This window comes from Vibrio maerlii (assembly GCF_003415655.1).
GTDB classification, from domain to species: Bacteria; Pseudomonadota; Gammaproteobacteria; order Enterobacterales; family Vibrionaceae; genus Vibrio; species Vibrio maerlii.
This window is the reverse complement of the sequence record NZ_QRHC01000006.1, coordinates 342,042-360,394: the sequence shown is the minus strand read 5'-3', so window position 1 is coordinate 360,394 and position 18,353 is coordinate 342,042. Positions and strand designations below refer to the sequence as shown.

Sequence of the window (18,353 nt, the reverse complement as noted above, 5' to 3'; positions counted from 1 at the left end):
AGTTGAATTTTAATATTTTCCTAACATCAATCTAACACCTACGTTTGTTCACAGAAAGCTAGATCAATGTAACAAGCATGTCATTTATAAAAAATTTCTCTGGACTAAGATCACGATCACCCTATATATAAACGTATAGTATCTAGGATCACGTTTTCAAATAAGATGTAAGCAGAATGTTTCAAATCATCTGGTTTACCAAGGTTTCTGTAGTATCATACTGAAATTGATGAATATATTACGTTTGGAATGGCATTTTTATTAACATTTTAACGCGCAGCATTAGATATAAATCCAAACAACAGCCATGTGTGGTTACTCAAGGAGAGATAGATTGAAAAGGACGACAGTCAGCGCTTTAGGTAGTGCTATCGTATTGAGCTTCTCGGTTAATGCTCAAACGCTAGAACAAGCTGTTGCGATTGCGCTTGCTACTAACCCAGAGATTAAGAGCTCATTTAATGAGTTTCAAAGCAAAGTCTATGAAGCAAAAGCATCTGGTGGAGCTTACTTACCCTCTATAGACCTCGATGCAGGCATTGGTTATGAGGGAATTGATCCGGCTATTGGAAATGAAACGGACCTGACACGTAAAGAGGCAACGGTCAGCCTTACGCAACTGCTGTGGGATGGCTCTGCAACGTTAAATGACATGGACCGAACCGCTGCCGAAGCAGAGTCGGTTCGCTACCAACTGCTTGCGGATGCTCAAGACCTCGCTCTTGAAGTAACAAAAGTCTACCTAGACGCACTTCAGTCATATGAAGTACTGGCTCTGTCAGAAAGCAACTTAGCAATACACAAAGACATTTATAAAGATATCAAGCGACGTGCAGATTCCGGTATCGGTTCGACTGCGGATGTGACACAGGTAGAGGCACGTATCGCGAAAGCTCACGGTAATTTGCTCGCTGCACAAAATAACCTTTATGATACTCACACTCAGTTCGAGCGTATCGTCGGTCAAATCCCGCTTGGTTTAGTCTTCCCTAGCGCAGACGTCAATAAACTGCCCCCGACACTACAAACAGCACTCGATACTGCGGCAGAAAATCACCCCGTTATAAAGGTATCGCTAGTTGATGTTGATGCTGCTAGATTTCAGTATGATCAATCTAAAGGTGTAAACTACCCTACTTTTAGTATTGAAGCCTCTCAAACTTGGCGTGATGACGCGGCGGGCGATAAAGGACGCAGTGACGAAACACTAGCAATGCTACGCATGCGCTACAACCTCTATAACGGTGGTTCAGACTCAGATCGCAGTGAAGCTATGGCTTATCAACTCAACAAATCTAAAGATCTTCGTGACAGAACCTATCGCATGGTGGAAGAAGGGCTGCGTTTATCTTGGAGTGCTCTAGATCTCACATTGCAACAAAAAGAGTTCTTAGCCGACCATGTAGATTCTGCGTCTGAAACCGTTATTGCCTATGAGAAGCAGTACAAGATTGGCAAACGAACACTTCTAGACTTGCTTAATACCGAAAATGAACTGTTTGAAGCCCGCAAAGATTACCTAGATGCTAAATATGCTGAACAGTACGCAAAATTCCGAGTCATGAACGCATCAGGAAACCTTTTGGATGCGCTATATGTTGCTACGCCGAAAGAATGGTATGAAGAGGTAGAGTACTAATGAACAAGCTAATTCCCATTGTAATGTTAGGCTCACTACTTTCATCTCCAATCTCCTTTGCAGAGGATGAATATGACTACATCCCTACTCCCATTGGAGAACAAGTCGATGATCTGAAAGATGATGATTCTGATGGTGTCATCAACGCGCGCGACCTTTGTCCTGGTACGCCAATAGAAGCGGAAATTAATAACGATGGCTGTGGTGCTCGCCTATCAACAGAGTCAAGATTAGAACTTCGCATCTTGTTCCCAAATGACTCGGATGAGATAAACCCAGTGTTCTCGAATCAGATTGAAGAGATGGCAAACTTTCTTGCCGAATTTCCTACTACATCGATAGAAATTCAAGGTTACGCAAGTAAGACAGGCTCTGCAGAATATAACGTTGCATTGTCAGAACGCCGCGCTACTGCTGTACAAGATGAATTACTCTCTTTTGGTGTACAAGAAAACCGTGTTGCGATCGTTGGGTTTGGTGATACCAAGCTAGCAGATGAGAATGATTCCGAGGTGAGCCATGCTTTAAACCGAAGAGTTACCGCAACGGTGGTTGGGTATAAGGGTGAAGTGAAGAAACGTTGGACTATATTCACAACCATTGAAAAATAGGCAATAAAAATAAAGCCTTGCATATGCAAGGCTTTATTTCATCTACCTGTCCCGTCCTGAAATGTTATTTGATATTCAGGAATGCAGCACCACGAACACCGCCCGAATCACCGTGCTTCGCTTTGATGATCTTTGGACATTTCGCAACTGACAATAGGTACTTAGGAATACGCTTTGGCATTTCTTCATAAATCAGTTCGAAGTTTGATAGACCGCCACCAAGAGCAACCACATGTGGATCAAGCGCCGTGAATAGATTCGCAAAACAAATCGCTAGCAGCTCCATGAAGCGCTCTACGTGCTCAACTGCTTTTTCTTCACCCTCAGCGTGTGCTTTGATGATATCAATAGCTTTCTTCTTCTCGCCGAAGTAGTGTTCATAAATAAGCTCGAAGCCACGACCTGATAGGTAGCTATCTAAACACCCCTTCTTGCCACAGCCACAACCCAGAAGCGGCGCGTTTTCACCTAGGTGTAACCACGCATCAAGAGGTAGGCGCATATGACCCAATTCACCAGCAACGTGATTGCGACCAGAGAACACTTTACCGTCAAAGATAAGACCACCACCAAAACCAGTACCTAGAATAAGGCCAGCAACCGATGGTTCATCTTTAAGCTCTTCGTCCCAAGCTTCTGAAAGTGCAAAACAGTTCGCATCGTTCTCAATTTTAACTTCACGACCAATCTTAGCTTCTAGATCAGCACGTAGTGGCTTACCTTTCGCAGCAGGTACGTTTACCGTTAGTACGGTACCATCATCTGCATCTTCCATGCCTGGTAGACCTAGGCCAATAGTACCTTGTGCGTCTAGCTCTGAATCGTATTTAGCGACTAACCCAGCGATCGTATCCACCAGCTTTTGGTAGTCGTCACCTGGTGTTGGTACGCGCTCTGTCGCTACGCGTTCTAGTTTTTCGTTAAATGCACCGAACTCAATTTTAGTGCCACCGACATCGAAGCCGTAGTACATGCTCATCTCTCCTGAAATCCCTAATCTGGGGATAAATTTTACAAACTTGAGCTATTATCCACATCCGAACCACTACATACCGTGACCTGTAACACCTTTATTTCCCTAACGCATGCGATCGCACAAGTTGTCGGCAAATTCTGTTTATCTTTCGACAGGTATCTCGCTATCGATAAATTCGATGTATCGATGCTTACATGGCAACGAGAGGTCCGATTTATAACGAGTCTTGCTCAACATATAGCTTTCTCTAAACGCTTCAAACCATAATTGAAGCGTCTCACCGGCTTTGACTTCACCCGCTTGCGCTAAAACCAAGCTTGCTACCTCTGCTGTGGATAAATGTTGTTCGTTATCGGATTTTCTCATCAGATACTCAGACACTTTATCTGGCTCAATCGATAGTACTGGCAATGATTGCAAATACTCAGAGCGTCGGAATATCTTCCTTGCTTCACGCCAGCTTCCGTCAATAAAAATAAACAAAAATTGCTTATCGCCGTTCCTCATTTCTAACTGCTGCACCATTCTCGATTTCTCGTCGACATAATCTTCAGGGAAAACAATCACCGGCTGATATCTCGGGTCATTCAATACCTGCAACATTTCCGCCGAAGGTTCGGTCCTGTTCCATTGATACACGTATGTACCCTTAACAACATCGGCAATCAATCGACCAGTGTTACTCGGCTTTAAAACTTCGTTATCAGAGACAATCAACATTGCAGATACCGCTGTTTCTACATCTGGCTGATATTGACACATGCACGCATCTTGTTTGATTTGGCAATGTGGGCAGCGCTGAACCTTACAACCTCGCGCATTAAACGGTTTGGTTGAAAGTGACAGGCGATGTTGATGTAAACGGTGAAAAGCGTGAATTCTCATATTAGGTTTCGCAGGTTACAATGTGAGTACTAAATGCAAGGTGGCGAATTGTACTCATTGAGCTTGTGGAATGAAACCACTCGATGAGCACTAAGTTGTTGGAGGAATCAGCCATGGAATCAATTGAGCAACTAAGGTTAGCTTTTTTCCTTAGTATATTCTTCATGTGCGCAGCGTGGGAATGGGTTGCTCCGCGTAAGACACTGACGCAATCTAAGACTTGGCGATGGATGAACAACGTTTCTCTCACCGCTCTAAACAGTCTGCTACTGACCATTTTGTTTCCTATTCTCGCCGTAGAAGCAGCCATTATTGCAAAAGGTACTCAATTCGGCTTATTTCACTTCTTGGAACTACCGAATATCTTCACTATCTTAGTGTCGTTAGTCATACTCGACCTTGCCATCTACGCTCAGCATCTGGTATTTCATCGTATTCCTGCTCTTTGGAAATTGCACCGAATGCATCATGCTGATTTAGATATCGATGTCACCACTGGAGCACGCTTCCATCCAATAGAAATCATACTTTCTATGCTGATTAAAATCGTGATTGTCATGATGTTAGGCATACCACCAATCGCTGTCGTTATATTCGAGGTCGCATTAAACGGCTGTGCAATGTTTAATCACAGCAATGCTAAGCTTCCTCTCAAGTTCGACAACTGGCTAAGACAGTGGCTTGTCACTCCCGACATGCATCGCGTACATCACTCGAAAATTGTCAAAGAAACTCACTCTAACTTCGGGTTTTGCTTGTCTGTTTGGGATCGACTATTTGGTACTTACATTGCTCAACCACAGCTTGGGCATGACAAAGTTGTGATTGGGGTGAAAGATATTGAAGATTCTAAAGAACAAAGGCTGGATAAAATGATTACCCAGCCCTTTCGTTATTGAGACACTAAGGTCTTTTGACCTTAATAATTGATGCTCTGCGGAATCAGTCTAACTTGTACTTATGAAGCATCGCTTGTTGATGACCAGCAATCTCAGCAACTTGCTCCGAGTTCTCGACCATCGACTCAAGTTGAAGCTTTGTTTGTACGCCCTGATCTGAAACTTGCGTGATCGACTGACTCACATCAGCAGTCGCGCGTTCTTGCTCTTCGGTAGCAACGGTTATTTGCTCTACACGTGCTCTAATATGATCAACTGACGTCGCGATTTGTTCAAAGCTAACTTTCACTTCGTCACTGGATAATAGTGCTTGGCTCATCTCTTCACGTGAGTCTGCAACTGCACGACGTGAATTCTCAGCTGCAGAAACCAGTTCATTCATGCGTTCACGAATCTTCGTCGTTTGGTCTGACGTATCACTCGCAAGCTTTCTCACTTCATCGGCGACGACAGCAAAGCCTCGCCCTTGTTCACCAGCTCTGGCCGCTTCAATTGCTGCGTTTAACGCTAACAGGTTGGTATTTTCAGCAATACCAGAGATCATGTCCACCATCTCACGAATCTGCTTCACACGATTATCGAGCTCCACCATTGATTGTTCGTTAATGTTGAGCGTAACTTCTAGTTTCTCTAAGCGTGAGCGATTTACCTCAACCACACCAACACCAGACTCGGAGTGTGAAGATGCAAGAACCGCCTCTTGGTGAGACTCACTGGTCACCATCGCAATCTCACGTATCGAGGCCTCAAGTTGAGTCACTGTTGTTACCATGCTCGCTAAAGATTCATTCTGTAGCGTCAGGCTTGCATTCGACTCTTCTGCAGCCCCATGATTGATTTCAGCAGTTTGATAGAGAGCTTCACAATTTCGTGTTACCGAGTTTACTGATTCACTCGTTGACTCAATGACTTGGTTAAGCTTTCGAGCGATCTCCTTCATCTCATGTGGACCTTGTGGTGAAACCTGAGCGGAAAAATCATGTGCGACTAGCTTACGCAAATGGCCCATAACGTTGCTCAAGCCTCTATTAACCCAAGTACGTAGGCCAATCCACGAACTGATGACGAGCAGTAGCGCTATCGCGGTAGTCACCATTAACAGTTTCTCAATGCCTGAAATCGTACTTTTCACTACGACCTCATTTTGGTCGATCAACTGACTAGCTGTCTCTGATAGTTGGTTAAGTTGTTCAATAACACCGCCCGCTAGCAATGCACTCTGTTCAATGGCTCCTCTTTGAGCTAATCGCATCTCAAGTCGAACAAGCACATTTTCCACGATCCCATTCTCTGCAAAGCCTTCTTTCACCATGTCATAAGGGGCCGTTAGGCTGGCAAACTCAATGATATCTGGATGCCAGCTCTTGAAATCGTTAAAACCAAGATTAATGGCCGATAATAAGCGACTACGCATCTCACGATAATCTACAAGCGCAGGCTCAATCTCTTCGTGAGCGATTAGCAGCAGAAAAGTACTTTCAAGCTTTGTTGCTGCTGTAACAAAACGATTCGCCGCATCTTGAGATTCTAGGTTATTAATGGCAAGAAATGACGCGATTCTATTCATCTCTGAGGGTATAGAGGTTAAGCCATAGCGAAAACCACCCATTTGATCATCAATCAAGGATTGCTGAGTGAGTAACTGCTCTTGTCGGCTCAACATCTCTATACTTATTGCATTGAGAGATTCGATTTGTTCAATTAAAAGCGTTTCATGTTCTGCGCTCAAGATTCCAGAAAAACCTTTAGAGAACTCTTGAAGCTCTGCAAGTCCTTCTGTGGCATCTGCCATAACTCGTGAAAGCTGATCGTTATAATCATTCAATTGTTCGGGCGATTTTACTTGAGAGATATAGCTCAGAATTTTCACTTGTTCTAACACGTTTTGTGTCAATTCTGCATTGTTCATTGCTAAAGGAAGAGCTTGCTCAGAGAGTTGGGTGAATTTCTCTCCAACTCGAGTTATACCTTTTAAATAAGAGTAAGAAAGGAAACTAATGATCAGAACGATTAACACAAAAATTGCACTGATCGTCTGTATTAATGATAATGAGAAACGTGCCTGAGATTGAGCACTCGGTTTTCTAGCTAACGTCATTGTCTACCGCACTATGAACTGACGCATCATCTACACGATGCCAGGTTTTGAGTTTATGGCAGGGACTTTAAGACACATAGATGACAATAATATGTCAATCAAGGAGTTATAGAACGTGCAGCTTAATTTAAAATACATCGTTTTCACCTCGCTGCTCACTTTGGGGTTATTGGGATGCAGTTCTGACCTCCCACTGGAACGCACTAAGCCAACCAGCAATCACTTTCGTCACGATTACCGTTCATCAGTTTTTGAACCTATCTACCAAGACTGGAGGGGGACTCCCTATCGATTAGGAGGACAATCCAAAAGCGGGATAGACTGTTCGGCATTTGTTCAAGTGGCATACCAACAAGCCCTAGCAATTAATCTACCAAGAACGACTAAGCTACAAAGCCAACTAGGACAAGAGGTTTCTTACCGCACAGCTTCGAGTGGCGACCTCGTTTTCTTTAAAACGGGAGTGAAAGTTCGTCACGTCGGTGTATACCTAGGCAATAACGCCTTTATGCATGCATCAACGTCCAAGGGTGTCGTGGTATCAAGATTAGATAACCCATATTGGGCGGATGCTTTTTGGCAGTTTAGGCGAGTCACAAACTAAAAAAGAGCCAAATGGCTCTTTTCAAATCCTGCATCTTGTCTTGCAACGCTCTTATACAACAGGTCAGTATACCGACCGGCTCTTATGAAGTTTGAACAGCGCTATCAAATAAATTTTTCATTAGCGCGATATATTCTTCCAAAAATGCCATCTGACCGGTTGTCACCTTATTACTCCAAACACCAGCTAATACTTCGCTGAGGTCTTCAACTACGGAATCTGCTTCTTGCAAAACCTTGAAGCGAGTTTCTTGGTCTAGGTTAGGGTTTTGCGCACATATAGTCATAATATTTGAAGCCACCAGATCCGTTACTGTGTCCTCGATCGTATCGTTCATCGCGTTACCCGATTGCTGGGTAAAAACCTCTAAGTTAAACGCTAAATGTTCTATTAATGCTAAGTAGCCTTCGCTTTCAACTACCACTATGACCTCATCTAATATACTTGCAGAACCTGTCTACAACGACTAATCCAATTTGACCGTATGATTCCTTTATTCAAAGGATTATTCAAGTCTAATCACCTGTTTAATTCCATTTCTATCAATACAATATTTTCAATACATCCACCATTGTCACTATTTTGTATAAGGCTCACAAAATTCGTTGAACAAACCGATTCCTTTATCAACGCAACTTTATGAATTAAGGAGTAAAAAATTAATTTTTGTGCGAAGCCTATCAACCTAGTTTCTATTTCTGATCTAAACTGAATTTAACTAGGTTGATAACTACCGAGGTCATTATGTGGCAAGCCATCTCTCAACAGCTTTCAGATACGTTGATGTTTGAATTTACGATTAGAGAAAAGGTGAAACTCCCCGGTGGAGATATCAATCAGTGCTATATGATCAGCGATGGCGAACAACGCTATTTCGTTAAGATAAACCAAAAAGATGAACTTTCGCTTTTTGAGTCTGAAGTCGATAGTTTAAAAGAGTTGCGCCACTCCGACACCGTTTTCGTTCCTGAAGTTGTGCATCTTGGTAACTGCAAGGATGCGGCTTTTCTTGTCCTCAACTATTTCCCGACTAAAGCTCTCAACACCGACGAAGCGAGCTTTAACTTTGGTCAACAACTCGCTCGCTTGCATCAGTGGGGAGAACAAAAAGAGTATGGATTTGACTCTGACAACTACGTTGGAGCAACACTCCAACCCAACCGTTGGGAAAAGAAATGGCATAGATTCTTCTCCGAACAGCGAATTGGCTGGCAACTTCAATTACTGTCTGAAAAAGGCATCGAACTCGGCAACAGCGAAGCTATCATCCAAGCGGTTAGTGACGAGCTAGCTCATCATCACCCAACGCCTTCTCTCCTTCATGGTGACCTTTGGAGCGGCAATGTCGCCAACTCTGCGTTCGGCCCCTTATGCTTCGACCCTTCTTGCTACTGGGGGGATAGAGAATGTGATATTGCTATGACAGAGCTTTTTGGCGGTTTCAACAATCAGTTTTACGCAGGTTATGCTAGCGTCTTACCTTTGTCTTCTGGCTATGAGCATCGCAGAACCATCTATAATCTTTATCATATTTTAAATCACTGCAATTTGTTTGGCGGGCATTACCTCGACGAAGCTCAATCCATTATCGAGGAGATGTTGAGCTAAAAAATCAACGAGGAACGACTCGAGTTCACTCAGTAACAAAGAAGGAATGTTGTATGAATAATTATACTGAGAAGCAAGTAGAGTGCCCTCATTGCGGGCATCATATTACGCTCACTCTAGATGCATCGAACGGCAGCCAAGAATTTTATGATGACTGCCCTGCTTGTTGCCATGCAATACATCTCAATATGCAGGTTGACCATATCGAAGATGACATCAAGCTCACCATTGATGCCGATGACGAGCAAATCTTCTAATTGAGAAGGCCTTCTAAGGCAAAGAAGATCTCAATCAACGCTCTTCAACAATCGCCATGTCTTAAACAACCGAAAACTATGCTCAAGTTACTACTAAACTAGTGAGCTTGAGCCATATACCTTTCAACCGTGTCCACAATCGCTTGTGTTTGAGGATCTACTTCGATATTTACTTGATCACCCAATTTCCGCTCACCAAACAATGTTCGTTGCAACGTTTCAGGTATCAGGTGAACGTTAAAGCGATTGCCTGCAACATCACCAATGGTCAATGAACAGCCATCAATCCCAACATAACCCTTGGCAATAATGTATTTTGCTAGTTCCTCTGGGAGCTCAAACCAAATAGTACGATTATGCTCTGTCTTGATGATGTCAGTGATTGCCGCCATCGCTGAAATATGTCCACTCATCGAGTGACCTCCGATTTCATCACCGAACCGAGCAGCGCGCTCAATGTTGACGAAATCGCCTTCTTTAAGGGCACCTAGATTGGTGACATTTAATGTCTCTTGCATTAAATCGAACCAAACCTTATTGCCTTCTATTTTAGTTATCGTCAAACAACATCCGTTGTGCGCCACAGAGGCACCAATTTCCAGCCCAGCCAACCATTCATCATTGAACTGCAGCACATGAGTTTGAAAACGTTCGTGCTTCTCGCCCGACGCAACATTCTCTATATTGGCGACCTTCGCCATTCCTTGAACTATTCCAGTAAACATATTTAGATATTTCTCAAATAAACATAGCTCTCATTGTGACATTTAATTATCATTGCATCCAATCTTTGCAGCCTCCCTTTCTAAACAATTCTGCTGCACATCAAACCTATTTATCGTGGAAATAATTCGTGCATCGTTATCAAGCTGAAGCATCAAGTCTTGTAAGACTTGCTACCCCCGTTCTCATCGCATCCGTTGCTCAAACTGGTATGGGCTTTGTCGATACGGTTATGGCCGGTGGTGTAAGCGCCACCGATATGGCTGCAGTAGCTATTGCCGCAAGTATTTGGCTACCTTCCATTCTATTTGGTGTCGGTTTGTTGATGGCGTTAGTTCCTGTGGTTGCACAGCACAACGGTTCGGGTAACAAACAGAAAATCCCTTACGAGATCCAACAAGGCATTGCTTTGGCACTCTTTGTGTCCCTGCCCATTGCAGCGGTATTAATGCAGACAGATGCCATCCTGACACTAATGGAAGTTGAGAAACCATTAGCAACAAAGACGGTTGGCTACATGCATGCGGTAATGTTCGCTATCCCAGCATTCTTGTTATTCCAAGCGTTGAGAAGCTTCACTGACGGTATGTCTTTAACCAAACCTGCTATGGTGATTGGCTTTCTTGGTCTTCTCATTAACATCCCTCTGAACTGGATGTTTGTATACGGTAAGCTCGGTGCTCCCGCATTAGGCGGTGTGGGTTGTGGTGTTGCAACGGCTATCGTTTATTGGGTCATGTTCTTAATGATGCTGCTGTATGTCACAACAGCACAAAGAGTGAAAGCGATCAACGTCTTTGGTCAATTTCACCCACCTAAACTAAGTGCGCAAGTTCGTCTTGTAAAACTTGGATTCCCTGTTGCTGCAGCAATGTTTTTTGAAGTGACGCTATTTGCTGTCGTGGCTCTGCTAGTAGCACCATTGGGTTCAACGATTGTCGCGGCACACCAAGTTGCCATCAACTTCTCATCACTGGTGTTCATGCTGCCAATGAGTATTGGTGCGGCGGTTAGTATCCGTGTTGGCCATAAACTCGGTGAAAAAGATACCGAAGGTGCAATGATCGCTTCAAGGGTCGGCTTAGCGACGGGCCTTGCAACAGCAGTGGTCACTGCAATTTTAACCGTCCTTCTTCGTGAACAAATTGCTCTACTCTATACAGACGAGCAAGTAGTCATCGCGATTGCGACCCAACTCTTGTTGTTCGCCGCGGTTTATCAATGCACTGATTCCATTCAAGTTGTTGCTGCCGGCGCACTACGCGGATACAAAGACATGCGTTCGATCTTCAACAGAACCTTTATCGCATACTGGATATTGGGATTACCGACAGGCTATATTCTGGGTTTAACCGACTGGATCGTTGAACCGATGGGCGCATACGGATTCTGGATTGGATTCATTGTTGGTCTATCTTCAGCTGCAGTTCTATTAGGCTTACGCCTGCGCTGGCTACACAAGTTGCCGAGTGAAGCTCAACTCCAACTAGCTTCCAAGTAAACCAGAGACGACTAAACACTCTAAAGCGCACTCTACGAACATAGAGTGCGCTTTTTTACAATCAAACTTAGACAATCTACGCCTGAGTTATTCAGCCCTGACTCTTACGTAACGTGCAAACCTCGGGAGTCCATTGTGCGTATACCCATTGAATCGATAGGTAATCACGCTACCGAGCACCGGTGGATTTTTTCTGTCTTCTAGGCTCAAACCACTGCCAATTTTAAACTCTTTCCCTTGTTCATTTTTCACTAATAAAGCTCCGACGAGGCTCTGGTATTTCCCCTTCCCTTCGGTATAGCCAACCACCACAGCTTCACTGTCTTGAAACGATTTCACCTTTAACAGATCATCACTTCTATCAACTCGGTAGAGGCTATTTTTCTTCCTTAGCATCAAACCTTCACCATTTAATGACTCTATTTGTTCAAGTTTGAGCGCTAAGGCTCGTTCATCAGCCACGTTCTCATGTTCCACTAAATGAAGGTATGAGTTTTGGGATTGCTCAGTAATTAGCACCAATTCAGCATAACGATCATTAAAAGAACCTTTAAAGGATGGTACATCGAACACCATGAACCGAACCTTTTCCCAAAGTGCATCATCCGGATTCTGATCTAATACCGTTTGCTGAACAACATGGAATTGTCCTCTCCCTGCCCACAGTTCTCCATCTAATGCATGATGAGGAAGTTCATCTATAAACCTCTTGGGAGGGTTTAAAACCTTACCGCCCCGAGTGACCAACTCTTTGCCGTTCCAGTACGCTCGTACACCATCTAGCTTTTCACTCACATAATATTGTTCAAGCGACTTACTTGAATTCGAAAATGTATAGCTATCGGCAAGCATGAGTTTTGGTGGAGACGCAAAGGTCTGCGAAGGGTTTGTCAACAAACTGGATATCAGTAACGCAAGTGAGGAGATCTTCATCATTGTTCCTTGTTTCAACTAGATAAAACTAATCTAGCCTGAACCTAAGAATCCCAATAAATACTGAGTAGTATTTCGAACCCATCGAACGAACTGTAAGCTAGATATAGCAGTCATTTGCAGTGAATACGTGATTCTTGGCAAACTCTATTGGTTAAGGTTTCTGAGTGTTCTGTCATTGAATTGGATACATGAGCGCCGGGAAATGACATATACTTTCCTAACTTGTTGTAATTCAGTTGGATAAATCCTTTTTATGACCAATATTTTCATCGTCGTTATCGCACTTGTTGCGTTCTTTCTTATCATTCAAAAGTACATCATTGGATCATCTAAAAACGACGAGTATGTTTATCGCAGTAAAAAATCGGTTCAAACCAGTTCAGAGACGGCTTTCTTCAACGCCTTAAAAACCGCTTTAGGAGATAAAGGTGTTGCTCTGGCAAAGCCAAATATGACGACCGTCCTGACCCCAGCACCAACCAAGACTAAGAAAAAATGGGCCGCAGCCGTCAATAAAATTGCCCGTTATCACTTTGACTTTGTAGTGTGCGATCCAAGAACGATGGAAGTGCGCTGCGTAATTGCATTCGATGATGGTCAACCACTCGATAAATCGAAGGTTGAACGTGAGAAGCTACTCATCAAGTTATGCAAACAAGCAAATATCCCACTCATCGGCGCATCAGTTAAACATAGCTATCAAGTAGGTCGGTTGAAGCGCTTACTGGCAACGCATATCGATTTAATTGAGCCAGATAAAGAAGTGCGTTTTTGCAAAAAGTGCGGCAGCCCAATGGTGATTAAGTTAGCAAACCAAGGTGAATTCAAAGGACGCCGCTTCTTTACCTGTAGCCGCCAGCCTATGTGTACTTACACCGAAAACTATAACGTTGTCTTTGATGAAGAAGCGTAATTAAAAGGAGCTGGAGGTGATATCCAATCGTTGACCCAACCTTCACCAAAAATAAGTAACCTAACTCAAGCCTCATTCTCTTTTTATAACAAACTAACGCAGTATCAAAAGAGTGAGCTACTAAGGTTAAATCAGTTTCAGAAATCAAGAAAAAGGAATTTTAGTTTAAAAAAACATCAAAACGATGAAGATAAGAGCGACTAGATCAAACTCCTGCAAATACCTCTTGCGCATAGAAAAATGAGCCGCTAATATCCAAACCGTTCTTAAGGAATGGGTCCGTAGCTCAGTTGGTTAGAGTACTACCTTGACATGGTAGGGGTCGGCGATTCGAGTTCGCCCGGACCCACCACTCCTTACTGCATATACATGCAAAAGAACACATTTTGGATCCGTAGCTCAGTTGGTTAGAGTACCGCCTTGACATGGCGGGGGTCGGCGATTCGAGTTCGCCCGGATCCACCATATTAAACAAAAACGCCAAGCACTTAGCTTGGCGTTTTTGTATCTGCACTATCCATTTTTGACGAATCAGTCTTGGAAACTGCTCTACTTCCCCCTTTTTTAGTGGTGAATTTTCATTCCGACTTATTCATTTCCAAAATTTAACAAGATCAGCAAAAAGTGCGCGGTGACCATCTGGTGTCCAAAATGGTGACCAAATGAAAATTTTTTGGTGACCAATGTGGTGTCCAAACACCAAAATTTCGCCTAATTTCCGGTGTCCGTAAAAATAGGAGTCATGATTATTTACGACAACCCTTAGATCGAATTTTGCGGTATCGCGGAGGTTTTTAGCATAGTCGACGCCAATCTTTGATTTATGGAAGGTTTGGGCACAATGCGGCCAAACACATCGGTGGTTATCCGTTGACCCCAAACCAGACTCAACGCCCATAACTCAGCCTGGTAGTTCGCATACAAATTCTATTCAGGCGAACAAGGTTACATAAATATATCAAGTATGAATAATCAAGCACAAACCACTTACACGCCCTTGGAGACAAGTAGCAATTGATAGAAAGCCGACGAGTGCGTCGGCTTACATTGTCACCAGTATTTCATTTTTGATTCTATGCATTGATGCTCATCGTTCGAGATTGCCGTCGCCTGCACTGATATCAGGTCATTAGAAACCCGAAGCCTGGATTTATCTGGAAATTCATATGAGAACTCATATTGAGAGCAGCAACGTAGGTATTGACCACCAAAACTTTTTGCTGTGTACGCAATTTCATCAAGTGTTAGAGAATCGCTAGTGGCCGCATTTAGCAAACTTACGTATGCCTCAAACGCCGTCGTTTGTTGATTCTGACGTTCACATAAAAGCTCATTGCCTCTTGACCTTAAGTCAGACTCTGACTTTTCTAACAATATTTGTAAATGTGCAATCTCGTCTTGTAAACAAGAAGTAATCCGACCAAATTCTTTCCCCTTCTGAGAAAAGTGCTTCTCCAAGAATGTAGGCGCTGCTAACAAGTGCGTTTGTAAGCACATCTTTGCAGCACGTAGTTTACGATCTGTATTTTTTGTACGCTTCAATGTTTGTGCGTACTTTGCTTCGACTAAGTTAACTCCATTTAACAACTCATTATGTGTAATATTTTTTTTGCTCATTCTATGTATAACCCAATGGGATTAGAGCCGGAACATACTCGATAATTATCTTAATTATTATCAAAACTGATCGTAAAAATTTCACTCTTAAAGACAAGTAATCGTTATCACAGTAAGCTCATATTTTGGGCTAATTAACTCACTGAAAACTAGTGATTAATGTCCTAATTTATCAATCAGGCGTAGTATTTAGTGGTGATATAGGGGCCTAAGATCTACAGAGTTCATACCGCGATTGAAAAGTACTTTATGCACCGTAAACCAAAACGACTACAAATCAGATTGCATATTGGTTAATGAAGGCTTTTTTAAACCTTCTTGCTTCAGTATGGTGAGCTTCGAATTACTTCAAGAAAGAACAACATCGACAACAATTCGCGGTGGTCATCTGGTGTCCAGACTCCAATATATCCGAATGATTTAATGGGGACCTGTTTATAAAGTTCTGAGGCAATATCTAATGAAAGCCATATTGGCCAAGTTAGGCAGCCAAATTTCATATGCTCCCACACCACCAGTATTCGATGAGGTTTAAAATCTGACCGAGAGTTCCTGCCTGCTATACTAAACCCACCCTAATCAAATTCTTGGGGAAATTATGTTTGCCTATTTTCAATATCATTAATTAACGTTAATCGATGTAATCTTGTTTGGCTTGCTTCAAACTCAGTAGCTAACCAAATGTCGATCAAATTGATAGTCGATTCCTTATCCAAAGTTAGACTGCCCAAAGTTAGTATATTGGTATCGTTGTGGCGACGAGCTTGCTCCACGGTATAACTGTCACTTCCCATCACTGCTCTAATACCGTTTACTTTGTTGGCACAGATCGCCATCCCGACTCCAGTTCCACAGATTAATATTCCACGTTCTACGGTACCAAGGTTAACTAAATCAGTAACCTTCAGCGCATATATAGCGGAGTGTGTTCTCGAAACACATTGAGTACCAACGTCTGTGACGATATGCCCCTTAGCAGTCAGATACTCGAGAATGAACTGTTTTCGCTCAAACCCCGCATGATCACTTCCTATGGCAATGTTCATCTATCGTCCTTTTTGGTTAAAGATCCACACTGAACGATGAAAGGGAATACCATCTGCAAGGTCTTCCCAATTAGGCACAGTATTAACTTTCATGTTCATCATTTAGTACTTTGAAGAATAACAGTGTAGAGAGGCTTTCATTGCGTGTTATTTCTGATTTTTGAGCTTTGTTCTTACATTAAAAGACTTAGCCACTGAAGTAGTCGTCATTTTGTATATGTTCACATCGAGCTTGTTAGGTTTACTAAAAAACAGAGCCCTGTTGGGGCTCTGCTTTGGTTCAACGCTAAAAGTTATAGCATTCGTTTCATTTTCGAATACTCACCCTTTGCTTTGATGATCACCATCACCTGTTGATCATTACGGTTGCGGAAAAACCAGCCATGGTTACCTGTGAATGCGGCAACCAATTCACCTTCACCGTTAGGAACACCTCGTCCCTTTTCATAGCTGATAGAATTACCATTGCCATCACCATGGGTGTCATAATTGACTGGGCCGCCTTTAGAGACCCACTCAAACTCGGCAACCTGCCCTTTCTTCATCGCAAGTTTTACCTCTGCGCCTTGCCCTGGCTTTAGCGATAACAGCATTCGGTCTTTCCAAACCGGTTCGGAAGAATTGCTGACTTCGGCTTCTGCAGTAACAGCCTTCGATAACGATTCTACAACCGGAGTTTCAATAGGTTGTTCAACCTCAGTGACGAGAGCAAGTGCTTGATCTCGAGCTTCATCCGCCGCGGCTTCTTCTGCTAACTGAGTTTTTATCTCACCCATTTCCGCTAAACCTAGTGCTCGACCGATACCCGTTGGGTCAATCGCATATTCAGCAGGCAGAATAACGGTAACAAGTAAGACAACTGCGGTTAGTAACGCGATGATTGTTGATTTAAGAAGCTGCTTAGTTGATGGAAGTTCAGCTTTAGTTGGCATCTCTGAGTTATACATTTTATGGGATTCCTTTATCTAATTATTGTGCAATGACATAGCCAGTTAATTGATAGCCGATGAGCATAAAACCTAAGCTCATCATGACGACGTTGGCAGAATAGGCCTGCTTGGCAAAGTTGCTATGTCGTCGCCAGAACCCCATCACAATCAAGATCGTACCAAGGGCAAGTAACTGTCCCAGTTCGACCCCAATGTTGAACGCCAATAGATTCGGAATTAATCCATCAGGTGAAATGTCATACTCAATGATCTTCGAGGACAACCCGAAGCCATGACAGAAGCCAAATAATAAGGTCGCAACTTTGGTATTTGGCTGCACACCAAACCATCGTTGAAACGCCCCAAGATTATCCATTGCCTTATAAACCACAGATAAACCAATAATCGCATCAATGATGTAGCTATTAATACCAATATTAAAATACACCCCAAGTAGCATGGTTGAAGAGTGCCCGAAAGCGAACAAACTTACGTAGAGCGCGATGTGTTTCATCTTATAGAGGAAGAAAATCACGCCGAGTAGAAACAGGATATGGTCATAACCTGTCACCATATGCTTAGCCCCTAAATACATAAAAGCTGGGATGTTCGTACCCGTGATTTCTTGAATGTAGCCTTTATCGCCTTGAGCAATAGCATGAGCAAATGCATCGTTACTCATCAAACCTAACACGGCCAATGTTAGATACAGCAGCCCCTTATGAAATGAGCGAACCAGATCTGAATTGATCGTCGACATCTCATTAAAAGAGAGAAAATTCATAGTTATTCCGTTATTTATTGATTTCTTAGAGTGTCACCAACGGTGACGTTTATCAGATAAATAGTCGTACTCTAGGAGGGCGTTCGATTAAAAAAGGCCTGTAATTTGGATTGCCGCTACTAGGCTCAGCAATCGGCAAGTCTGCCGCTATATCGATACTATTCGCCTGAATCGCTCTTAGGTGAGCACTATCATAAGTATGGTTATGATTACTTGAATCGTGCTTGAAGCGGTGCTCATCATCTACAGCATGATGATGCTCGTGTGAATGGCTATGCTCAGCATTCATAGAGAATGAAGATAAACTATGGGAGCGAAATTCTCCGA

At 43.0% G+C, this 18,353-nt stretch carries 18 protein-coding genes and 2 tRNA genes; 10 read left to right on the top strand and 10 right to left on the bottom strand.

Translation table 11 applies throughout. From position 1 onward, the window contains the following. Positions 1–334: 334 nt before the first annotated feature. A complete protein-coding gene (locus DPF91_RS13060; RefSeq protein ID WP_420855599.1) occupies positions 335–1,639 on the top strand; it encodes a TolC family outer membrane protein in 1,305 nt (434 codons plus the stop codon). Then, entirely contained in the window at positions 1,639–2,250 is a 612-nt protein-coding gene (locus DPF91_RS13055) for an OmpA family protein (RefSeq protein WP_117234859.1), read from the top strand. The genes DPF91_RS13060 and DPF91_RS13055 overlap by 1 nt, the downstream gene beginning before the upstream one ends. A 64-nt stretch (positions 2,251–2,314) precedes the next feature. Here the strand turns inward: DPF91_RS13055 and nagK are convergent, their stop codons facing one another. Both nagK and DPF91_RS13045 read right to left on the bottom strand, forming a co-directional pair. Further along, entirely contained in the window at positions 2,315–3,223 is a 909-nt protein-coding gene (gene nagK, locus DPF91_RS13050; protein WP_117234858.1) for an N-acetylglucosamine kinase, read from the bottom strand. A 144-nt stretch (positions 3,224–3,367) separates the two neighbouring features. Continuing rightward, the gene (locus DPF91_RS13045) at positions 3,368–4,111 is read right to left on the bottom strand and encodes a tRNA-uridine aminocarboxypropyltransferase (RefSeq protein WP_117234857.1); all 744 of its coding nucleotides are present in this window, start codon (positions 4,109–4,111) and stop codon (positions 3,368–3,370) included. 113 nt (positions 4,112–4,224) lie between these two features. Here DPF91_RS13045 and DPF91_RS13040 point away from each other — a divergent pair, with 113 nt between their 5' ends. After that, positions 4,225–5,010 carry a sterol desaturase family protein gene (locus DPF91_RS13040; protein ID WP_117234880.1) on the top strand — a complete coding sequence of 262 codons (786 nt, stop codon included), beginning with the start codon at positions 4,225–4,227 and terminating at the stop codon, positions 5,008–5,010. A gap of 43 nt (positions 5,011–5,053) precedes the next feature. On the opposite strand, the gene DPF91_RS13035 is transcribed toward DPF91_RS13040, so the two are convergent. Continuing rightward, positions 5,054–7,108, bottom strand: coding sequence for a methyl-accepting chemotaxis protein (locus tag DPF91_RS13035; RefSeq protein WP_117234856.1), 2,055 nt, complete (start codon positions 7,106–7,108; stop codon positions 5,054–5,056). A gap of 115 nt (positions 7,109–7,223) precedes the next feature. Here DPF91_RS13035 and DPF91_RS13030 point away from each other — a divergent pair, with 115 nt between their 5' ends. Continuing rightward, a complete protein-coding gene (locus DPF91_RS13030; protein WP_241033822.1) occupies positions 7,224–7,712 on the top strand; it encodes an NlpC/P60 family protein in 489 nt (162 codons plus the stop codon). Positions 7,713–7,794: 82 nt separating this feature from the next. Here the strand turns inward: DPF91_RS13030 and DPF91_RS13025 are convergent, their stop codons facing one another. Beyond that, the gene (locus tag DPF91_RS13025; protein WP_117234855.1) at positions 7,795–8,136 is read right to left on the bottom strand and encodes a DUF3802 family protein; all 342 of its coding nucleotides are present in this window, start codon (positions 8,134–8,136) and stop codon (positions 7,795–7,797) included. Between the two features lie 320 nt (positions 8,137–8,456). On the opposite strand from DPF91_RS13025, the gene DPF91_RS13020 reads away from it, so the two are divergent. Together DPF91_RS13020 and DPF91_RS13015 are read left to right on the top strand one after the other, a co-directional pair. Further along, entirely contained in the window at positions 8,457–9,320 is an 864-nt protein-coding gene (locus DPF91_RS13020; protein ID WP_117234854.1) for a fructosamine kinase family protein, read from the top strand. 53 nt (positions 9,321–9,373) lie between these two features. Further along, positions 9,374–9,577 (top strand): CPXCG motif-containing cysteine-rich protein, encoded by a 204-nt coding sequence (locus DPF91_RS13015; RefSeq protein ID WP_117234853.1) that lies wholly within the window; start codon positions 9,374–9,376, stop codon positions 9,575–9,577. 98 nt (positions 9,578–9,675) lie between these two features. On the opposite strand, the gene DPF91_RS13010 is transcribed toward DPF91_RS13015, so the two are convergent. After that, on the bottom strand, positions 9,676–10,302 hold the full coding sequence (locus DPF91_RS13010) for a riboflavin synthase subunit alpha (RefSeq protein WP_117234852.1): 627 nt from the start codon (positions 10,300–10,302) through the stop codon (positions 9,676–9,678). Positions 10,303–10,430: 128 nt separating this feature from the next. Here DPF91_RS13010 and DPF91_RS13005 point away from each other — a divergent pair, with 128 nt between their 5' ends. Continuing rightward, positions 10,431–11,801, top strand: a complete 1,371-nt coding sequence (locus DPF91_RS13005; RefSeq protein ID WP_117234851.1) for an MATE family efflux transporter — start codon at positions 10,431–10,433, stop codon at positions 11,799–11,801. 87 nt (positions 11,802–11,888) lie between these two features. Here the strand turns inward: DPF91_RS13005 and DPF91_RS13000 are convergent, their stop codons facing one another. Then, the gene (locus DPF91_RS13000; RefSeq protein WP_117234850.1) at positions 11,889–12,737 is read right to left on the bottom strand and encodes a DNA ligase; all 849 of its coding nucleotides are present in this window, start codon (positions 12,735–12,737) and stop codon (positions 11,889–11,891) included. A 253-nt stretch (positions 12,738–12,990) separates the two neighbouring features. Between DPF91_RS13000 and DPF91_RS12995 the strand changes: the two genes are divergently transcribed. The 3 genes from DPF91_RS12995 (at position 12,991) to DPF91_RS12985 (ending at position 14,115) form a co-directional block, all read left to right on the top strand. Next, entirely contained in the window at positions 12,991–13,650 is a 660-nt protein-coding gene (locus tag DPF91_RS12995; protein WP_117234849.1) for a DUF2726 domain-containing protein, read from the top strand. A 275-nt stretch (positions 13,651–13,925) separates the two neighbouring features. Next, positions 13,926–14,002: transfer RNA gene (locus DPF91_RS12990), tRNA-Val, on the top strand. 36 nt (positions 14,003–14,038) lie between these two features. Next, positions 14,039–14,115, top strand: a tRNA-Val gene (locus DPF91_RS12985). Positions 14,116–14,700: 585 nt separating this feature from the next. Here DPF91_RS12985 and DPF91_RS12975 read toward each other — a convergent pair. From DPF91_RS12975 to DPF91_RS12960, 4 genes are all read right to left on the bottom strand, one after another. Then, positions 14,701–15,267: a hypothetical protein gene (locus DPF91_RS12975; protein ID WP_117234847.1), complete on the bottom strand. Its 567-nt coding sequence runs from the start codon at positions 15,265–15,267 to the stop codon at positions 14,701–14,703. 596 nt (positions 15,268–15,863) lie between these two features. Further along, the gene (gene rpiB, locus DPF91_RS12970) at positions 15,864–16,313 is read right to left on the bottom strand and encodes a ribose 5-phosphate isomerase B (protein ID WP_117234846.1); all 450 of its coding nucleotides are present in this window, start codon (positions 16,311–16,313) and stop codon (positions 15,864–15,866) included. Positions 16,314–16,606: 293 nt separating this feature from the next. After that, positions 16,607–17,260 carry a transmembrane anchor protein gene (locus tag DPF91_RS12965; RefSeq protein ID WP_117234845.1) on the bottom strand — a complete coding sequence of 218 codons (654 nt, stop codon included), beginning with the start codon at positions 17,258–17,260 and terminating at the stop codon, positions 16,607–16,609. A 22-nt stretch (positions 17,261–17,282) separates the two neighbouring features. Beyond that, the gene (locus DPF91_RS12960) at positions 17,283–18,026 is read right to left on the bottom strand and encodes a HupE/UreJ family protein (protein ID WP_117234844.1); all 744 of its coding nucleotides are present in this window, start codon (positions 18,024–18,026) and stop codon (positions 17,283–17,285) included. Positions 18,027–18,353 lie beyond the last annotated feature (327 nt).

Bases quoted from the DNA above. Each gene is read 5' to 3' on its own strand.
- DPF91_RS12965 (WP_117234845.1), bottom strand. From the start codon at position 17,260: ATGTATAACTCAGAGATGCCAACTAAAGCTGAACTTCCATCAACTAAG.
- DPF91_RS13015 (WP_117234853.1), top strand. From the start codon at position 9,374: ATGAATAATTATACTGAGAAGCAAGTAGAGTGCCCTCATTGCGGGCAT.
- DPF91_RS13010 (WP_117234852.1), bottom strand. From the start codon at position 10,302: ATGTTTACTGGAATAGTTCAAGGAATGGCGAAGGTCGCCAATATAGAG.
- rpiB (WP_117234846.1), bottom strand. From the start codon at position 16,313: ATGAACATTGCCATAGGAAGTGATCATGCGGGGTTTGAGCGAAAACAG.
- DPF91_RS12960 (WP_117234844.1), bottom strand. From the start codon at position 18,026: ATGAATTTTCTCTCTTTTAATGAGATGTCGACGATCAATTCAGATCTG.
- DPF91_RS13035 (WP_117234856.1), bottom strand. From the start codon at position 7,108: ATGACGTTAGCTAGAAAACCGAGTGCTCAATCTCAGGCACGTTTCTCA.
- nagK (WP_117234858.1), bottom strand. From the start codon at position 3,223: ATGTACTACGGCTTCGATGTCGGTGGCACTAAAATTGAGTTCGGTGCA.
- DPF91_RS13040 (WP_117234880.1), top strand. From the start codon at position 4,225: ATGGAATCAATTGAGCAACTAAGGTTAGCTTTTTTCCTTAGTATATTC.
- DPF91_RS13000 (WP_117234850.1), bottom strand. From the start codon at position 12,737: ATGATGAAGATCTCCTCACTTGCGTTACTGATATCCAGTTTGTTGACA.
- DPF91_RS13045 (WP_117234857.1), bottom strand. From the start codon at position 4,111: ATGAGAATTCACGCTTTTCACCGTTTACATCAACATCGCCTGTCACTT.
- DPF91_RS12995 (WP_117234849.1), top strand. From the start codon at position 12,991: ATGACCAATATTTTCATCGTCGTTATCGCACTTGTTGCGTTCTTTCTT.
- DPF91_RS13020 (WP_117234854.1), top strand. From the start codon at position 8,457: ATGTGGCAAGCCATCTCTCAACAGCTTTCAGATACGTTGATGTTTGAA.
- DPF91_RS13055 (WP_117234859.1), top strand. From the start codon at position 1,639: ATGAACAAGCTAATTCCCATTGTAATGTTAGGCTCACTACTTTCATCT.
- DPF91_RS12975 (WP_117234847.1), bottom strand. From the start codon at position 15,267: ATGAGCAAAAAAAATATTACACATAATGAGTTGTTAAATGGAGTTAAC.